Source organism: Ralstonia sp. UBA689 (assembly GCF_002298975.1).
In the GTDB taxonomy this organism is placed as follows: domain Bacteria; phylum Pseudomonadota; class Gammaproteobacteria; order Burkholderiales; family Burkholderiaceae; genus Ralstonia.
This window is the reverse complement of sequence record NZ_DBMV01000044.1, coordinates 21,083-39,940: the sequence shown is the minus strand read 5'-3', so window position 1 is coordinate 39,940 and position 18,858 is coordinate 21,083. Positions and strand designations below refer to the sequence as shown.

The 18,858-nt window shown below is 61.6% G+C and carries 9 protein-coding genes, 1 tRNA gene and 1 pseudogene; all 11 read left to right on the top strand.

Annotated elements, in window-relative coordinates; all coding sequences use genetic code 11:
• The first annotated feature begins 3 nt into the window (after window positions 1–3).
• The 11 genes and pseudogenes from B4F51_RS21655 to B4F51_RS21605 all read left to right on the top strand — a co-directional run bounded on the left by B4F51_RS21655 (window position 4) and on the right by B4F51_RS21605 (window position 18,849).
• Window positions 4–750 (top strand): cytochrome c1, encoded by a 747-nt coding sequence (locus tag B4F51_RS21655; RefSeq protein WP_296228771.1) that lies wholly within the window; start codon window positions 4–6, stop codon window positions 748–750.
• Window positions 751–900: 150 nt separating this feature from the next.
• On the top strand, window positions 901–1,512 hold the full coding sequence (locus tag B4F51_RS21650) for a glutathione S-transferase N-terminal domain-containing protein (protein ID WP_296228769.1): 612 nt from the start codon (window positions 901–903) through the stop codon (window positions 1,510–1,512).
• Between the two features lie 72 nt (window positions 1,513–1,584).
• A complete protein-coding gene (locus tag B4F51_RS21645) occupies window positions 1,585–2,082 on the top strand; it encodes a ClpXP protease specificity-enhancing factor (protein ID WP_296228767.1) in 498 nt (165 codons plus the stop codon).
• A 29-nt stretch (window positions 2,083–2,111) separates the two neighbouring features.
• Window positions 2,112–2,187 (top strand) — tRNA-Thr (locus B4F51_RS21640).
• Window positions 2,188–2,284: 97 nt separating this feature from the next.
• Window positions 2,285–2,365, top strand: a pseudogene (locus B4F51_RS21635) (site-specific recombinase); the annotation flags it as partial.
• A gap of 103 nt (window positions 2,366–2,468) precedes the next feature.
• Window positions 2,469–3,995, top strand: coding sequence for an IS21 family transposase (istA, locus tag B4F51_RS21630; RefSeq protein ID WP_296228766.1), 1,527 nt, complete (start codon window positions 2,469–2,471; stop codon window positions 3,993–3,995).
• The gene (istB, locus tag B4F51_RS21625) at window positions 3,985–4,770 is read left to right on the top strand and encodes an IS21-like element helper ATPase IstB (protein ID WP_296228764.1); all 786 of its coding nucleotides are present in this window, start codon (window positions 3,985–3,987) and stop codon (window positions 4,768–4,770) included. The genes istA and istB overlap by 11 nt, the downstream gene beginning before the upstream one ends.
• A gap of 937 nt (window positions 4,771–5,707) precedes the next feature.
• Window positions 5,708–14,425, top strand: a complete 8,718-nt coding sequence (locus B4F51_RS21620) for a hemagglutinin (RefSeq protein ID WP_296228762.1) — start codon at window positions 5,708–5,710, stop codon at window positions 14,423–14,425.
• A 10-nt stretch (window positions 14,426–14,435) separates the two neighbouring features.
• Window positions 14,436–14,843, top strand: a complete 408-nt coding sequence (locus B4F51_RS21615) for a hypothetical protein (protein WP_296228760.1) — start codon at window positions 14,436–14,438, stop codon at window positions 14,841–14,843.
• A gap of 265 nt (window positions 14,844–15,108) precedes the next feature.
• Complete coding sequence (locus tag B4F51_RS21610; RefSeq protein WP_296228759.1) at window positions 15,109–15,567, top strand: DUF2846 domain-containing protein; 459 nt, start codon at window positions 15,109–15,111, stop codon at window positions 15,565–15,567.
• 738 nt (window positions 15,568–16,305) lie between these two features.
• A complete protein-coding gene (locus B4F51_RS21605; RefSeq protein ID WP_296228757.1) occupies window positions 16,306–18,849 on the top strand; it encodes a filamentous hemagglutinin N-terminal domain-containing protein in 2,544 nt (847 codons plus the stop codon).
• Window positions 18,850–18,858: the final 9 nt, after the last annotated feature.

Sequence of the window (18,858 nt, the reverse complement as noted above, 5' to 3'; positions counted from 1 at the left end):
AGAATGAAAAAGCTGCTTGCGATTTTCGCCTTGGCCGGCCTCGTGTTTGCCGCGCCCGTGATGGCCGCCGAGGGCGGCGTGCCGCTCGATCCGGCACCCAACCAGTCCAGCGACGCGTCAGCGCTGCAGCGCGGCGCCAAGCTGTTCGTCAACTATTGTCTGAATTGCCACGGCGCCAGCGCGATGCGCTACAACCGGCTGCGTGACATTGGCCTGTCGGAAGAGCAGATCAAGCAGAACCTGCTGTTCACGTCTGACAAGGTCGGCGATACGATGCGCATCGCCATGGACCGCGACGACGCCAAGAAGTGGTTTGGCGCCGTGCCGCCTGACCTGTCGGTGATCGCCCGCGCCCGCGGCAGCGACTGGCTTTACACCTACCTGCGCACCTTCTACCGTGACGACACGCGTCCGACCGGCTGGAACAACCTGGTGTTCGACAAGGTTGGCATGCCGCACGTGCTGTGGGAGCTGCAGGGCCAGCGCGTACCGAGGTACGAGACGGTCAAGTCCGAACATGGCGGCGAGCCCGAACACAAGCTGGTCGGCTTCGATCAGGTCACGCCAGGCAAGCTGAACACCGTCGAGTACGACCAGGCCGTAGCGGATATCGTCACGTATCTGGACTGGATGGCTGAGCCCGCTGGCAACCTGCGCAAGCGCTTGGGCGTGTGGGTGCTGCTGTTCATCGGCGTGTTCTTCGTGCTGGCCTGGCGCCTGAATGCGGCCTACTGGAAGGACATCAAGTAAAATCCATGTTTTCCGGGGCAAGGGCTAGGCCAGTGCTGAACTGGTCCTAGCCCTTTGCCTTTTCGCTTTTGTGCCGCGGCGATGCGGTTTGTCGCTGCGGTTGTACCGTCATCGGGCCGCCCCCGGCCCATGCGCCAAGGAACTACAACCATGATGGTCTTGTACTCGGGCACCACTTGCCCGTTCTCGCAGCGTTGCCGCCTCGTCCTGTTCGAAAAGGGCATGGATTTCGAGATCCGCGACGTCGATCTCTTCAACAAGCCGGAAGACATCGCGGTGATGAACCCGTACGGCCAGGTGCCCATCCTGGTTGAACGCGACCTGATCCTGTACGAGTCGAACATCATCAACGAGTACATCGACGAGCGCTTCCCGCACCCGCAACTGATGCCGGCCGACCCGGTGCAGCGTGCCCGCGCCCGCCTGTTCCTGTTCAACTTCGAGAAGGAACTCTTCACGCACGTGTCCGTGCTGGAGAACGAGAAGGGCAAGGCCGCCGAGAAGTCGCACGAGAAGGCGCGTGCCGCCATCCGTGACCGCCTGACGCAGCTTGCTCCTATCTTCCTGAAGAACAAGTACATGCTGGGCGAAGAGTTCTCGATGCTCGACGTGGCGATTGCGCCGCTGCTGTGGCGCCTGGACCACTACGGCATCGAAGTCTCGAAGAACGCCGCTCCGCTGATGAAATACGCCGAACGTATCTTCAGCCGTCCGGCGTATATTGAAGCGCTGACCCCGTCGGAAAAGGTGATGCGCCGCTGATCGCCGCCAGGTTGCCGGCCGTGTAGGTGAGTTGAACCACCGCGGCCGCGCCCAACGGTTACCGATTCCATCATGCCGGAAACTTCGACCAAGCCCTACCTGATCCGGGCCATCTATGAATGGTGCACGGACAACGGCTTTACGCCGTACATCGCTGTCTTCGTCGACAACAGCACCAACGTGCCGCGCGAGTTCGTCAAGAACGATGAAATCGTGCTCAACGTGAGCTTTGATGCGACCAGCCAGCTCGACATGGGCAACGAGTGGATCACGTTCCACGCGCGCTTCTCGGGCGTGTCCCGCAAGATCGAGGTGCCGGTCGACAATGTGCTCGCCGTCTACGCGCGCGAGAACGGGCAGGGCATGGCCTTCCCGGTCGAACGCAGCACGCCGACCACGCAGGCAGCAACCGAACGCGAGAATAATCCGCCGCCCAAGCTGGCGGCGGTGGATTCTGAACCGGCGCCCGCACCGGTTGCCGCAGAGGTTGAAAGTGGTCCAGATGACGAGCCGACACCCCCCAACGTGCCGCGTATTGGTGGCAAACCTTCACTGAAGGTCGTCAAGTAGCACATGTTGCGCTAGAATCGCGGTTCTTTGCCGGCTTAGCTCATCAGGTAGAGCAGTTGATTTGTAATCATCAGGTGGCGGGTTCGAGTCCTGCAGCCGGCACCAATAAAATCAAGGGGTTACGTGAATTTCACGTGACCCCTTGTGCTTTCTGGGTGTTGAAAAGTACATTTTCGGTACAGTCAGCTCTCAGAACAGGTACATGGCGACCATCGTCAAGACCCCTTCCGGCACGTGGAAGGCGCTCATTCGCAAGCTCGGCTGGCCGACCACGGCCAAGACTGTTGATTTGCACCGAATCCTGACCCACCCGAGGTAGGTTTTTGCATCGAATGTTGACCCACGTATAGAACACTGTCCCGCTCGGCAACGAGCGGGAGATCGGAGTGATCGACGTGGCCATACTGAGCATCATTCGACGCTGGCATCTTCGCGACCAGATCCCGCTGCGCGAGATCGCTAGACGCCTGGGCATCTCCAGGAACACGGTCAGGCGCTATCTGCGCGCTGACGTCACCGCACCGGCCTATCCTGCACGCCAGAGTCCGAGCAAGCTCGACGGCCATGCCGCCAAGCTCTCCGCCTGGCTCAAGACCGAGACCAACAAGCCGCGCAAGCAACGGCGCACGCTCAAGCAGATCCACGCCGATCTGTGTGCCCTGGGATTCACCGGCTCCTATGACCGTGTTGCTGCATTCGCTCGCCGCTGGCGCCAAGAGCAACAGGAACAAGCGCGTTCGTCCAGTCGCGGCACCTTTATCCCGCTGCGCTTCGCCGAGGGTGAGGCCTTCCAGTTCGACTGGAGCGAGGACTGGGCGGTCATCGCCGGCGAGCGCACCAAGCTGCAGGTAGCCCAGTTCAAGCTCAGCCACAGCCGCGCTTTCTTCTTGCGCGCGTATCTGCTGCAGACCCACGAGATGCTGTTCGATGCCCATCACCACGCCTTTGTGGCATGGGGCGGCATCCCCCGTCGCGGCATCTACGACAACATGAAGACCGCCGTGGATCGGGTGCGCCAGGGCAAGTCGCGTGACGTCAACCTGCGCTTCAGCACCATGGTCAGCCACTACCTGTTCGACGCCGAGTTCTGTAACCCGGCCTCAGGCTGGGAGAAGGGGCAGATCGAGAAGAACGTGCAGGACAGCCGTCACCGCATCTGGCAGCGTATCCCGGCGTTTGGCTCTCTGGCTGCGCTCAATGACTGGCTGGCCGACCAGTGCGTGCGGCTGTGGCAGCAGACCCGCCATCCTGAACTTGACATGACCCTCTGGGAAGCCTGGTCGCTGGAGCGGCCGCACCTGATGCCGGTGGGGCAGCCGTTCGATGGCTTTGTCGAGCACACCAAGCGCGTCTCACCAACCTGCCTGATGACCTTCGAGCGCAACCGCTACAGCGTGCCGGCGTCGTTTGCCAACCGGCCTATCAGCCTGCGCGTCTATGCCGACCGGCTCGTGTTCGTGGCCGAAGGCCAAGTGATTGCCGAGCACACGCGGCACATCGACCGCAGTCATCAGCTTGGGCGCACGATCTATGACTGGCACCATTACCTCGCAGTGCTGCAGCGTAAGCCCGGTGCGCTGCGTAACGGTGCCCCGTTTGCTGAACTGCCAGAGGGCTTCCGGCGCCTGCAATCCACACTGCTCAAGCGCCCCGCTGGCGATCGCGAGATGGTCGAGATTCTGGCACTGGTGCTGTTGCACGATGAGCAGGCTGTGCTGACTGCGGTGGAACTCGCACTGGAGGCGGGCGCACCGTCCAAACAAACCATCCTGAACATCCTGAGCCGCCTCCTGGAAGGCGAGCCCGTGGCACCGATCACCTCACCGCAGGCGCTGGCTCTGCACGTCGAACCGCAGGCCAACGTCGGCCGCTATGACAGACTGCGCGACCGGGAGGTGCATCATGCAGCATGAAGCCATGGTCGAGATGCTGAAGTCCTTGAAGCTGCACGGCATGGCGCAAGCGCCGGGCGACTTGGCGGCGCAGGACTCGCCGGCCTACCAGTCGGCCGTGGCCATACTGTCGCGTCTGCTCAAGGCCGAGCTCACCGAGCGCGAGGTGCGCTCGCTGGCCTATCAGATGAAGGTGGCGCGCTTCCCGGCCTACCGAGACCTGACCGGCTTCGACTTCAGTTGCAGCGAGGCCAACGAGGCGCTGGTGCGGCAGCTTCACCGCTGCGAGTTCCTGGAGTCGGCACACAACATCGTGTTGGTCGGCGGCCCTGGCACCGGCAAGACCCATCTCGGCACCGCCATCGGCGTGCAGGCCGTGGAGCACCATCACCGTCGAGTGCGCTTCTTCTCGACCGTGGAGCTGGTCAACGCGTTGGAACTGGAGAAGGTCTCCGGCAAGCCGGGACACCTGGCCACGCGACTCATGTATGCCGACTTGGTGATCCTCGATGAACTGGGCTATCTGCCGTTCAGCCAGACCGGCGGCGCATTGCTATTCCACCTGATCAGCAAGCTCTACGAGCGCACCAGCCTCGTCATCACCACGACCCTGAGCTTCGGCGAGTGGTCCAGCGTCTTCGGGGACGCCAAGATGACCACCGCGCTATTGGACCGCCTCACGCACCACTGCCACATTGTTGAAACCGGCAACGATAGCTATCGTTTCAAGCACAGCACCACCCAGCCCAAGAAGGAGAAACGCACCGCCAAACAGCCCGCACAAAGCGACACCTAACAGCCTTTGGGGTGGGTCAGTTTTCGATGCAAATCCTGGGTCAGGATTCCGTGCAAATCAACAACTCGATAGGGGATATTGGGGGCATCACCGAACTCCGGAGACGGAATTCGCCCGCCCGGGATTGGGCAGGCGGAGCGGCAGGCTGCTGCCGTGCTCAGGGAGGTGATATGTGACTCAAAAAATCTGGAATCCTGAAGCGGTCGCCCGCTCAAGGCCTGCTTCTCTGCGGATCTGCGCATTATCGGCATGTCCCTGGACACGCCACGCATTCACCTCGCGTGGTGCTTGCGGCGTCCGGACGGTGCACCACCGGAGGCGGGCATTCAGCTTCGAACGCTCGTGGTGCCTCGGATGCTGGGGCTGGAGCTTATGCTCCTGACAGCGACTTGGGCGGCCAGGGATTCGTTTCGATCGCCCGCTTGCAGCCGCCCGTAAACAGGACCGCCAGAAAGTATGGTCAGCATGGCCCAATGCGGCCGCTTGATTTAATAATGCCTTACATCAGATTTGAAAACGTTTCACTTATATTTGGCGATTTTTGATAATCGGGTGGGGCGCAATCGCGCGGCTTTGCAGTATCATCCCGCCGCATAAATCACACAAAATGACGATTGCTCTGCAACAGACAGGGCAACGCCGGCCGGGGGCTCGTTCAATCAAACGGGAACGGGAGTGCTTTTTTCCGCAAATGGAGAGCTTCAGTGAGCCGAAACCCCTCGTGCCTTTGCGCACGCCATCTCGGCCGGGGATTACTTCCGGTCGTCTATGTGTTGGCGCCGTGTGCTGACGCCCCGCATCGCTTGACCCAGAACGAATAGTCCCGCTGCTTTCTAAACAGCGCGGTCGCCTGTCCGATCTCTCTTTTTCGGCATTGCCAGGCAAGAATTTGCCTGGCACGCACAATGCTGTGCGCAACAAAAGCAACAAGAACGTCATGGACGCTAAGTCATCCCGAACGATTTCCGATGTCGTGCCCGTCGAGCAGGACACCGAAGACTTCACCAGCCGGCATAGCAGTATGCGGCGTTCGGTCTTGGCGCGTTCGTTGGCGGCGGTGCTTGCCGTGGTGTCCTGGGTTGGGCCGGTGCAGATTTCCTGGCAAGCGGCTCGGCAGAGCGCGGCCACCATTGCCTCTCGTTCATCAGCAGATGCGTTGTCCGACCTGATGGCGTCATGGCGCACCACGGGCCGCATCCTCGTTCGTTGGGGCGTACAGCAAGCCGAGGCCGCACCGATCACCGATCCGACAGCGCCCATCCGCTTCACGCCCACCATCACGCAGACGACGGGGACGAATGGGGGCGTGCCTGTGATGAACATCACCACGCCGAATGGGGCTGGGATTTCGCTGAACCAGTTGCGCTCGCTGACAGTCGATGCAATCGGTCTGGTGATGAACAACAGTTTGACGGGAGGCGGAACGTTCCTCGGCGGGAACGTTTCTGGCAACCCAAACTTAGCTTCGTCGGGGCCTGCATCGACTATTCTCACGCAGGTCACAGGGACCGCGCCGATCCGCATTAACGGCACTGTCGAGGTGTTTGGCGCGCCGGCTTCCATCATCTTCGCGGCGCCAGCAGGCATCTATCTGGCCGGGGCTGGCTTCACAAACACCCCTAGCGTCACGCTCGTCACCGGCACGCCGCAATTCTTGAACAGCAGCGGTAGTTCCGTCGGCTTCGATCAAGCGACCGCCGTAGGCTACACGGTCAACAGCGGCCGTGTCCAGATTGATCCAGTGGCGGGCACCACGAACGGTGCGGGTATCGAAGGCACGGTCGGGAGTCTCAACCTCATTGGGCAATCGATTGGTGTGAACGCTGCGCTTTACGCTGGGCAGCAGATCAACGCCATCGCGGGCAACCAACAGGTCACGCCTGTCGCAGCGAGTACAGGTCGAGCAGGCTCCGATTGGCAAGTAACCAGCACCGGCCAGAATAACGCTGCCAACAGCCCGACCGCACAGAATGGTGTCGCTATCGACGCCACGGCCTTTGGGGCACTCACCGCTGGGCAAATCAAGCTCATCAGCACGGCACAGGGCTTGGCGGTCAAGGCGGTGGGCGACATGGCCGCCAACACGTCGAATGTGAACATCGACAGCAACGGCAACGTCACGGTCGGCAACGTCTATGGGCAGCAGAATGTCGGCATTACGTCCACCGGCGCGGTTTCCACGACCGGCACCGTTAAAGCCCAACAAGATGTTTCTGTTTCTGCGAATGGGGATGTGAGCGTCGGCGGCCCGGCACAAGCCGGTAACAACCTGACCTTGAACGCTGGCAGCAGCCTGACGGGGGCCGGTAATCTCTCCGCCGCCAAGACGCTTTCGGCTACGGCAGCCAACAGCGTCAATCTGACCGGCAATCTGAACGCCTCGACCATTGCCGTCACTGCCCAAGGTCAGGATGGTACCGGCGACCTAACGCTGGGCGGCAACGTTTCCGCTCCTGGCGCCGTTGCGCTCTCGGCCGCCCGCGACACTGCGATCGCCGGTCAACTGACCGGCGGCAGTACCACGTCGGTCAACTCGGGTCGCAATCTGTCCGTGGCCGGCGCCATCGGCAGCGTAGGCGATCTCACGCTCGGGGCCACCAACGGTACGTTGTCCACCTCGGGTGCGGTCACTACACAAGGCAATCTCAACGCAAGCGCGGGGCGGGACGTCAGCCTGGGAGGCACTACGACGGCAGATGGCAACGCCACCATCAATGCGGTGGCGGGTAGCATCACGACAGCCGGCACCTTGAACGCTGCAAAGAACATTGCACTCACCGCAGGGCAGAACGCTAATCTGGGCGGCGCTACGCAGGCTGGCGGCACCCTCAACGTCACCGCAGGCAACACCGTCAGCGGCGCAGGTAGTCTTACGGCGACCCAAGCCATCGGTATCCAGGCGGGCGGCAGTATCGGTATCAACGGCGATGTCACCGCAAACCAGATCACGATGCAAGCCGCAGGCCATGACGGCATCGGTGACATCGCCCTGGGCGGCAACGTCAGCGCACCGGGCACGATTACGCTTTCTGCCGCGCGTGATACTACCGTTACCGGCAGTGTGGTTTCCGATAGCGACCTGAACCTCGCCACGCAGCGAAATCTCACCGTTGGCGGCACGGTCGGCAGCACCACGGGCAACGTCAGCCTGACGGGCCGCACGGGCGCTGTGACAACCAATGGTGCGGTCATCACCCCGGGCAACCTGAACGTTACCTCGGGCACCGATACGAATCTGGGTGGCTTGGTCAGCGCAGCGGGTACGGCAACCGTCAATGCTGGCAACAATCTCACCACGGCTGGCCAGATCGGCAGCAACGGCACGCTGACGCTCAACGCGGGGCAGAACCTCACCGTTGGCGGTCAGGTTGGTAGCGGCGCCGATGCCAATTTGCAAGCAGGCAATACGGTTGGCGTCAATGGCGCGCTGTCGAGCACCGGCAATACCACCGTCACTGCCGGTCAATCCGTCGCTGTGGCAGGCGATATTGCCGCAGGCGGCAATGCGACGCTCAATGCCACACAAACCGTCACCGGCGCAGGCAACCTGAGCGCTGCACAGACGACCAGCGTAACGGCCGGTAGCATCGACCTGGGCGGTCAAGTGAAGGGCAGCCAGGTCAATCTGACGGCCAACGGCACGGGAACCCTGGGTGACGTGCATCTGGGCGGTACGGTTAGCGCACCGGGCAGCGTGTCGATTTCCGCTACGCGCGATGCCACCTTGGACGGTGGCGCGATCGCAGGCGGTGATCTGACCACCACGGCCGGACGCAATTTGAGTGTCAACGGGACGGCGGCCAGCACAGGCGGCAACGTCAGCCTGAACGCGCACACCGGGCAACTAAGCGGTACGGGCTCGGTTCTGGCCTACAACGGTAACGTCAACGCCAGCGCGGCGCAGAACCTGACCGTGGGCGGCGCCGTCTACGCCGGTAAGGGCGCGACTCTCGCGTCGCAAAACGGCAGCACCACGGTCTCCGGCAATTTGGCGAGCCTGGGCAAGACGACGATCACCAGCGGCCAGAACACGACCCTAACCGGTCAAGTTCAGACTGGCGGTGATCTGCAAGCCAGCGCCGGCCAGACGCTCGCCGTCGGGCAACTGAACTACGTGGGCGGCAACGCAACACTGGGCGGCACCGACATCACGCTTGGCTCACCAGCAACCCAAGCCAATGTTGTGCAGGGCACGCTGGATGCGATGGCCACCAACAGCTTGACGCTGACCGGCAACAGCAACGCCACCAACCTGAAGCTGGCCGGCGCCACGATTGCCAACCAGGGCTCGACGCTCGCCACGCAGCAGGCGACCGTCACTGCTGGGACGCTTTCCAACACAGGCACACTCGCCGCCAACCAGCTTACGGTCAACGCGACCGATGTGGTGAACCGGGGCACGGTGGGCGGCCAGACCGTCAACCTGAACGCGGCCAACAGCATCGACAACGCGAAGGGGCTCGTGGTCGGCGCGCAGACGCTGAACGTCACGACAGCCACCCTCAAGAGCAACCAGGGCGGCACGTTCTTCGCGGGCGACCTGACCGGCAAGTCGCCCACCACGGGTGACATGACTTTCAGCGTCAATGGCGGCGCCGGCAGCTTCAACAATGCCGGAGGCCAACTGCTGGCTGGCAACGACCTGACGCTTAACACGCCCAATCAGGCCTTCGATCCGTCCGCTGCCGGCACCGGGACGCTCAACGCCAACAACATCCTGACCCTGGCGGTCCAGTCGATCAACAACACGCAGACCTGGAACGTACAGGGTTCCAACGTGGCGATCAACGCCGCGCAGGGCATCACCAACAGCGGCACGATCCAGAAGGCGGGCGATTTGTCGCTGTCCACCGCCGGCACGCTGGCCAATAGCGGCCAGATCGTAGGCGGCTCGAACGTCTCGTTGTCGGCGGGCAATCTCACCAACTCAGGCACCATTCACGCGGACGGCAATCTGGCGCTCGCGGGCAACATCCAGAATAGCGGCACCGCTGAGGCGCTGGGCAACATTGCCGTCACCGGTTCCGATTACGACAACCGGGGTGGCAAGACACAAGCCAACGGCGACATCAAATTCGACCTCTCCGGCACGCTGAACAACACCGCCAGCACGATTGGCGCCAACGGCAATATCCATATCGCCGCCCAGAACGTCATCAACGATCGTGGCGCACCGGTCGATGCCGGTAGCAGCTTCAGCAAGATCGTCAATGACTCGCTGCTGAACTCCACCATCATTGGTACTTATGCGCCGTGGGTGAGTATGAGCAACTGCGACAGTTGCTCCAGCCCCGTCGCGCCGGGCGCGACCACGAATCTCACTATCGGTGACCTGGCGCGTACGCCCGATGGCGCGGCACTGCAGATCGCCATTGGGGCTGTCGGTATCTACTCAGGTGGCGGGGACAACGGCGCTTCGCTCAGCTACGTCGGCATGTGGCATGTGCTGCCGGTCTCCATGCAAGGCAACGGCACGGGCGACTGGACGACGGGTTATGTGGCGACCCAGACCCTGGGGCTGCCGACGGTTGACCGCACCATCATTCGCCAGGCCGATGGCACCGCTGGTCAGATCGTGGCTGGCCGCGCGATGGACATCACGGCTGGCAGCCTCTCCAACAAGGGCGGGCTGCTCCAGGCGGCGGGTGACGTGACGCTCAAGGTCGGGACACTGGACAACGGCCGCTCGGCAGCACTCGTCAACAGCGTCACCGATACGGTCAACGCGAACGACTACGCGACCTTCATCGCCCAGCTCCAGAAAATCGGGCAGAGCAACATTGCTGGCTACCCGTCCAGTTACCAGTTGCAGTATGGCGAGCCGATGGCGGCGCCGGGGCCGTGTGACACTTGCGGTGCGCCTATCCCGACCGCCTCGCCGGTGGTGCTGGCCCAGGATGCATCGGGCGCCACCACCACGGCACCGAGCCAGTCGTCCGTCACGCAGACGCTCGGCAAGGCCGGGCAGATTCTGAGCGGCGGCAATCTGTCGCTGACGGGCACAGGCGATCTGGTCAACGCAGGCGATCTGGCTGCCGCGCAGAAGGTCACGATCACCACGCCGGGCACGTTTACGAACCAAGGTGGCTATACCAGTCAGGTCACCACCACGCCAGGCTGTCTGCCCGGGGCAGCCACCTGTAAGGAAGGCGGTGCCCACGTGGATACCCTGGCCTGGCAGCAGACGCCCAACACGGTCGCAGCCGGCGATACGCTGACCGTCAATGCCGCGAACATCCAGAACAACAACGGCACGCTCGCCGCCGTTGGCAACGTGACGCTGACGGCGACCACTGGGCTGACGAACAAGTCCGGTGCGATCCAGTCGACAGCGGGCGACATCACCATCAGCGCGCCGACCGCGGTCAACACGACCATGGCGCCAGTGACGCTGCACAAGAGCTACGGCAACCAAAATCCGAGCTATGCCGGTGGCTGCAACCCGGGTGCCGGCACCTACAAGGAAAGCCAGTGTACGTCGGACGAGATGACCCAGGCAGGACCTGCGGGCGTCATCTCTGCCGCACGCGATGTCAACCTGTCGGGCACGACGCTCTCCAACAATGGGGCGCTCATTACCGGTGGCCGCAATGTTACGGTCAGCATGGCTGGCGGCATCGACAACAGCAGCATCGCGCTCAATGCGAACTGGCACGGCGTGTGGGTTGAGGAGACTGGGTGGTTCGGTTCGGACGTGCGCCACTACACGAATGGCGTGGCTGTTTTGGGCAACCTGCCGTCGGGCATCCAAGCCGGCAATGCGCTGTCGGTGACCTCCGGTGGGCAGGTGTTGAACACCGGCAATCTGCTGGGCAACACGGTCGATGTGACCGGTGCTGCGCTGACCAACGGCATCACGAACCCGAACCAGCCGACGCCGCCGACGGTGGCAGGTCAGCAAGTCATCTCGCTGGCGCCGCCGTCTGGACCCACTGGTGCACTGCCGACAGCGAACACGACTGGTAGTGGGCCGACAGCGCAGTCGGGCGGATCGACCCCATCGACTTCCGGTGCTTCTGGTGGCGCACCGCAGGCGAACGTTGCGCCAGTGCAAGCGCCCGTTTGGAGCTTCCAGCCAGCCATCGTAACGACGCCGAGCGCGCCGGGTAGTACGCAGGTCAAATGGCACTTCAATGCGCCGGTGGCAGGCAGCACGCTCACGACGCCCACTTCGAGCGTCAACGGTGCGACATATGTGAACGGAACTGCTGCCACCTCGGTGCTGGCAGGCGTCACGCCGAATACGCTGCTCTCGCAACTGCCGGCCAATCTGCAACCGGGGAGCACGCCGTTCTACTTTGATCCGTTCACCGAAGATCAGAAGCTGCAACAGGCGGCCTTGCAGCAGACGGGGCAGAACAGCTTCATCAGCGGCCTTACCTACGACAACCAGAATCAGTTGTCGGTGACGGACCAAGAGAAGCTGATTCTGTACAAGGACGCAGCTGACTACGCGAAGGCGCACAACATCCAACTCGGCCAAGCGCTAACGCAACAGCAGATTGCCGAATTGGACAAGCCGATGCTTTGGTACGTGACGCAGCAGGTGCCAGACCCGAACTGCAACACGGTGGCAAGCACCTCGTGCCCGACGGTGAGCGCGCTGGTGCCGCAGCTTTACTTGCCGCAAGGCTATGCGGACAGCATCACACAGCCCGCAGGCGGCGTCATCGCCGGGCAAAACGTCAACCTGAACGTTGACGGCACGCTGCGGAACTCTGGCGATGTGATGGCCGGTGACACGCTCAACGTGAAGGCGGGCAGCATCGACGCCGCGCCGAACGTGGTTGACATCGGCACGTCGGCTTACAAGGTCGATGGCGGTTGGTTGCAGGAGACGGGCACGCAGGTGCAGCCGGGCGGCTTCATGTCCGCGGTGAACCTGAACGTGCAGGCCAACGCGATCAACGCGATCAACGATGCCTTCATCGTACGCAACGCGGATGGCACGACCAATCAGGCGGCTACCGATGCGCTGATTGCGCAAATGAAGTCCAACCTTGGCTTGGGCTACACCAGTGGCACGGCCAAGGACGACATCCACCAGGACTTCATCAAGGAGCAGGGACCGTTCCCCACGTGGGTGGGTGCAATCGTAGCCGTAGCGGTCTCGATCGTAACGGCGGGCGCAGGTGCAGGGCTCATGGGCATGATGCTCGCCGGCATGCTGTCCAGCGTTGCCAGCCAGGCTCTGACCACAGGCCACGTGGATTGGGGGAGCGCACTTGAGGCAGGTGCGATCTCTGCTGTGACTGCTGGGCTCACGGAAGGCGCGTTGTCGGCGCTGAATCTAGAGGGTGCCGGTGTCTCCACGATTGGTAACAACATCAGCGTAGGGGACTGGTCTGCGGCGCAGTCGAGCTTCGTCCGTTTTGCGGAGGCCAGTGTGGTGCGCTCGGCTATCAGTGCTGGGGTGAACACCGTCGCCTATGGCGGCAGTTTCGGGCGGGCCTTCGCGAATGGTTTGGTAAGCGACGCGGCGGCACTGGGTGCCAACGCGATTGGGGCAGAAATCCCGGGCATCGGTATGCCCAACGCCGACGCCGGCACCATTGCGATGAACATAGCAGCCCACGCGCTCGTCGGCTGTGCCGCTCAAAGTCTAAGTGGCGGAAGTTGCGCGGGCGGAGCGGTGGGTGCGGCAGCCAGCGCGGTGGTAGCGCCGCTGGTGCGCGATGCGCTGTACGACGGCACGCAGACCACCACTGTGACCGACAACGGTAACGGGACGGTGACGCAGACCATCCGCTATGACAACACCAACTACAACGCGGCAATCACGGCGATTGCGATGCTAGCGGGTGGCGGACTGGCGAGTGCCCTGGGCACGAATGCGTTGTCGGCAGTCAATGGGGCGCAGAACGAGTCGGTCAACAACGCGACGGCTGGCAAGAGGATTATCTTGTCTCCGGTGGATTTTGCGGGATCTGTGCTTCAAGGTGCGCGTGACCTTGTGAAAGGGGTAAGAACTTTCTTATCCACAGGAAGCCGCAATGGACGGGATGCCCAAGCAGGAGATCCGAGCAATCAGCAGCCTGGGAACAACAATTTGCCGCCTACCGCAGGAGCGGTTGTAACAGCGGTCCCTTGCCCAGCAGGCCCAGGTGCGTGCGGCATGGTAGTGACGCCGGTCGTAACGCCGAGCTCAGGCTTGCCAAGCAATGCGATAGCGTCGAACAGCAATGGCGGAAACGACAACGGAAACGGTGGCAATCAGTTCCCGACCACAGACAGCGTTTCGGTCAACGGTAGTCGAGCGGTTGACAAAGCACAAACGTATGAAAGTGCCGTTCAGAACATGTATAACAACGCCCCGCTCGCAGATCGTGAGTACACGGCTATAGTCAACGGGCAGCGGGTTAACGGTGTCGCCGATGACGTTACGACCGTCAATGGGAAGGTCACTGCAGTTGAAGCAAAATATGTCGATGATTGGTCTACGTCACTACGTAACCCGAACAGCGAATATGGGAGAGCACCATGGGCCGTTGCGGAGCAGGAAAATATGGTTGCGCAAGCGCAAAAATATGCAGCGGGCTTTGAGGGTGGGGTGGTTTATCACACAAACAGTCCAGATTTGGCCGCCTACTACAGCAAGGTGTTTAGCGATGCTGGCGTCAAGAATTTCAAATTCTTGATTACACCTGTTAAATAAGGGGATGTTTATGACAGATCGACTTGAACGTCTTGAGGCTGCGCTTGGTGGGAAGCTTGAGAGGAATGATGCGCGCCTGGTGCCAGGTGCGATACCTATTGATGGTGTCGAAATCGTCTATTTCTCTGATGACGGTAAGAATAATTTTCGAAAGCAATTTAAGAGCCTGACTATGTTTTCCAGTCCTCCTCAAGCCACTGGTGGCGGAGTGAATGAGCGTGGCTGCAAGATCACCACGAAAAATGGGGTCTTGTTTCACGCGATTGGCTATCACGGCGATATTGAGGGCTGGCGGAAGGACATAGAGACTGGTGCAAGAGGTCTGCATCTCCTATTGGGGGTGATCGATGGGGACCGGTTCGTAGTGAGTGACGGCGAATCATTTCAGTTAAGCGACTGCAAGATCGAATTTAGTTGAAATACATGGCCTTCTGAGAGGGCACTCCGCCGGGAATGCTTTTTTGCACGGCTGTGCTCAAACGTGGCATTGCGCGACGCCGAGACGCCAAAGCCCTCCAGACTGTGCTTAGAGCCCACGACGACATGTACAAAGCGCCACGGCCCGAGTTCGTCTCGGCCGTTTGATGGGCTTGACTTAGCGCGCGGATCAGCTTTGGCGCCCGCCAAAATTGCGGCTGGCTGCGGTAACAGATTTCAATGCCATCTTAATGAGGTGATTTCGTATGAAGCAATTTGCTCGGATGCTGTTGATCGGACTGGCTGCTGCTTTTCTATTAGGTGCGTGCGCCTCCGGTGTCAAACATGCGGACATGGCAGCTTCGATTCCCACGCTCAAGGCGGGCGAGGGTCGCATCTATTTCTTGCGCTCATCGTCGATGCTCGGGGCGGCTGTTCAGCCGGACATTCGCCTAAACGGCGAGGTGGTGGGCGTGTCGAAGCCGGGCGGCTTCTTCTTCGTCGACCGTCCCGCTGGCAAGTACGTTGTGTCGGCTGCTACCGAGACCGAGAAGACGCTGCACCTGACGTTGAGCAGCGGCGAAACCAAATACGTGCGCAGTTCGCCATCAGTGGGCATTGTCGTTGGCCGCGTGGTGTTGTCGCAGGAGTCGGAAGAAGATGCCGTGGAAGAGCTTGCGGGGCTGAGCTATACCGGTGAGTTGGTGAAGTCCGCAGCAAAGTAGATGCTGGTCATGTAGGTGTCGCCAAGTCGACAGGATTGACCAATTGACGAGGAATTTTGTGAGAAATCTGTGTTTCAAACCAAGCCTGTTTTCGGCAGCCCTTGTTCTGTCGCCGATATTCTTGAGCGGGTGCGCCTCGCAGCCGCCCGGTGTCGAGCTAAGTAAGGCGCTTAGTGGGCGCTTCCTTGTTCTCGATTCTTCCGGCGATCGAGTCGGCACGCAGCAGATTGAGCTGGCGTTACATGGGCAGTCGGGCACCGTGGCGATACAGGGCGATGTCGCTGACGCTCGCGAGATGGCTCTGACGCGCTGCACAGTGCTGAATAGTGGCACTGTGGACGCGCTGTCGTGGAAATCTAGTTTCCTTGGCGGAAAGGAGGCGGATGTGATCAGGTGTGCAGTCTCAGGTCCGGGTCTTGCGCAGCACTTTGCCATCGCGAGGGCGGAGTCGGGAGCGCTTGAATACCATCCGCCTATGTTGGCCAGAATGCAGTCGAGCACAAAGGACATACGATCCGAGGATGGCTGGTTGGTATTTCTTTGGAGCGGTGTTGGCACTACTGCGTATGCGGTGAACAAGCAATCAGACGGCAGTCGTTGAAGCCTTCGGCAATGAGCTGTAGTTGGCCGATTTGACTGACCGGAGTGCGTGTCGATATTCGTGTTGCTGTGTTCGTGGATGTTGGAATGCGTGCCAAGTCGGACCGGTAGAACAAGCAGTTTTAGGGGAAGAGTCTCGTGCAGTTACCATTCCGTCCAGCCAAGCTGGCCGCGGTTCTCGGCCTCTGTGCCGTCTTCATGCCGCCCATCGCTGTAGCGGCCGGCATCGTCGCTGACGGCGGCACTGCCACGACGGTGAGCACTGGCGCCAACGGCCGCCAGACCGTCAACATCGCCCCGAGCGTCGCAGGCGTCTCGCATAACACCTACACGTCGTTCAACGTCGGCACGGCAGGCGCCGACCTGAACAACACGACGGTCGCGGCCCGTACCATCGTCAATCAGGTCACCAGCACCAACCCGTCGCTGATCCAGGGCAACATCGCCGTGCTGGGTCCACGCGCCAACGTGATCTTGGCGAATCCCAACGGCATCACGGTGGATGGTGGTTCGTTCACCAACACGGGTAACGTCGCGCTCACCACGGGGCAGGTGTCATTCAACGATTTCACCAATAGCGCAGGCCAGTTGCAGCGCAACGTGGTGCTCAACACGAACTCTGGTGCGATCAACATCGGTTCGGGTGGCTTAGCCGGCACGATGCTCAACCTGGAACTGATTGCTAAGCAGGTGCGTGTGGCGGGCGCTGTGCAGAACAGCTTCACCAACCCCAACAGCCGCGTGCGTATCGTCGCTGGCGACAGCCGTGCCGAAGTTGACACGAGCGTCTCACCGACCGATAACCTCGATCCGTGGATCAGCTACAGCAGCACCGGCACCGGTACGCCGCTGGGCTATGCCATCGACATTGCCTCGGGCGGCTCCCTCACCGGTGGCCGCATCGAGTTGATTGCCACGGACCAGGGTGCCGGTGTGCGCAATGCGGGCGCCACCTATGCAACAGCGGGCGATTTCGTCATCAGCAGCACCGGCAACCTGCAACTGGCTTCCGGCAGCGTTCAAGCAGCCAACGATGTGCTGGTCAACTCGGCTGGCCTAACCGGCAATGGAGCGCTCACCGCCAACCGCAACATCCAGATCGCGTCGAATGCGGTGCATCTGGATAGCAGCACCTTGGCGGCAGGGACCAGCAGCCAGACAGGTAGCATCGTGATCGGCAGCGCCGGACAGGTTCACAGCGAGCCCATCACCATCGACCACAGCACGCTGACAGCAACCGGAGGCGTGGGGCTCAATGACGCCGGACAGGGCGTGTCAATGACGGCAACGCGGTTGACCGCCGCACAAAACGTTGTCGCCCAGGTCGCTTCCCTGTCGCTCAACGCGGACAGCACAGCACAATCCCAATGGACTTCGCAGCAGGGCACGATTGCGGTCACCGCACCCGGCGCCGTGCAGATCGCCGGCAGCAAGATTGATGGCGTCGGCGGCACATCGATTCAGGCTGGCACCATCGCGCTTACGTCCGCCAGCGGCAATGCCAGCACAGTGCAGTCGTCAGGTGGCGATGTCTCGCTGAATGCGTCCGGCACGTGTAGCCAGACCGATTCCAGCGTGATCGCCGCAGGCAACGCCACGATTCACGGCGGCAGCGTCACCATCGCATCATCCTCACAGCCCGCTACGGTTGCAGCCGTCAATGGCGGTGTGCTGATCCAGAGTGATGGCGATTTGACCAACACCGGCGGTTTGATCCAGGGTAAGACGCGCAACACGAGCCAAGCGGCTTCTGAGGGTGCAGTCACGCTGGCCGCAGGCGGCACGATTCGCAATGACGCGACGGCCAGCACGCAAGGCATCATCTTCGGCCAGAACGACGATGTGGTGCTGCGTGCCGGTGGTGACATTGTTAACCACCAGAGCCGCATCCTGTCCAACGCCAAGCTCACCCTGGTTGCCCATGGCGACGTGCAGAACCTGCTGGACAAGACCACAGGCGCCAACGGCGAGCAACCGTCCACGTGGACCAGCAGCGGCACGCGCTGGCTGTTCTTGCGCAACCACAGTTCGGGCTTCGACGTGGACTACGGTTCCATCCCACAGACGGGGCAGGTGCCGTATCTGGTTTCGCAAACTGGAACGACCATCAGCGGACGTAATGTCACGAATACCGGGGGCCAGATCCTTGCCAACGGCAGCGCTGATATCGCCATCACTGCCGCAAACACCTTCCACAATGAAGCGCTCGCAACCGGTAGCGCGCACTTCTATCGCAGTTGCATGATTTTCTGCCGGGAGAGTGCCTCCAGCACGGTATCGACCACGGGCGGCACGATTTCGGCAGGTGGCAACCTGACGATCAACGCCGGGACGCTGGCTGAGAACATCGGCGGTCAGGTTCTGTCCGTTGGCAACATGACCGTCACGGCTCCCAAGGTGCGAGCGGTCGGCATCACTGGCTACACGGCGCTTGCGCGTGATCGCGGCTTCAAGGCGTTTTTCGGGGATACGTGGGCGCGGCTGTATGCCACCGACGTGGGTGGTAGCTGGTTGGCGCTGGGTGGGGCGCTCACCATCAACGGACAAGGCCAGATCGAAGGAGGCGGTTTCGACGGCCAAGCCGTGACGGCGAGCGGCGGCATTGTGACCGTGCGTGCCAAGTCGCGTCAACCGGTGTCGATCGAGTCGCCCGTTGGCCTGACCTCGTGGTTGTGGCGGTGAAGCAAATGC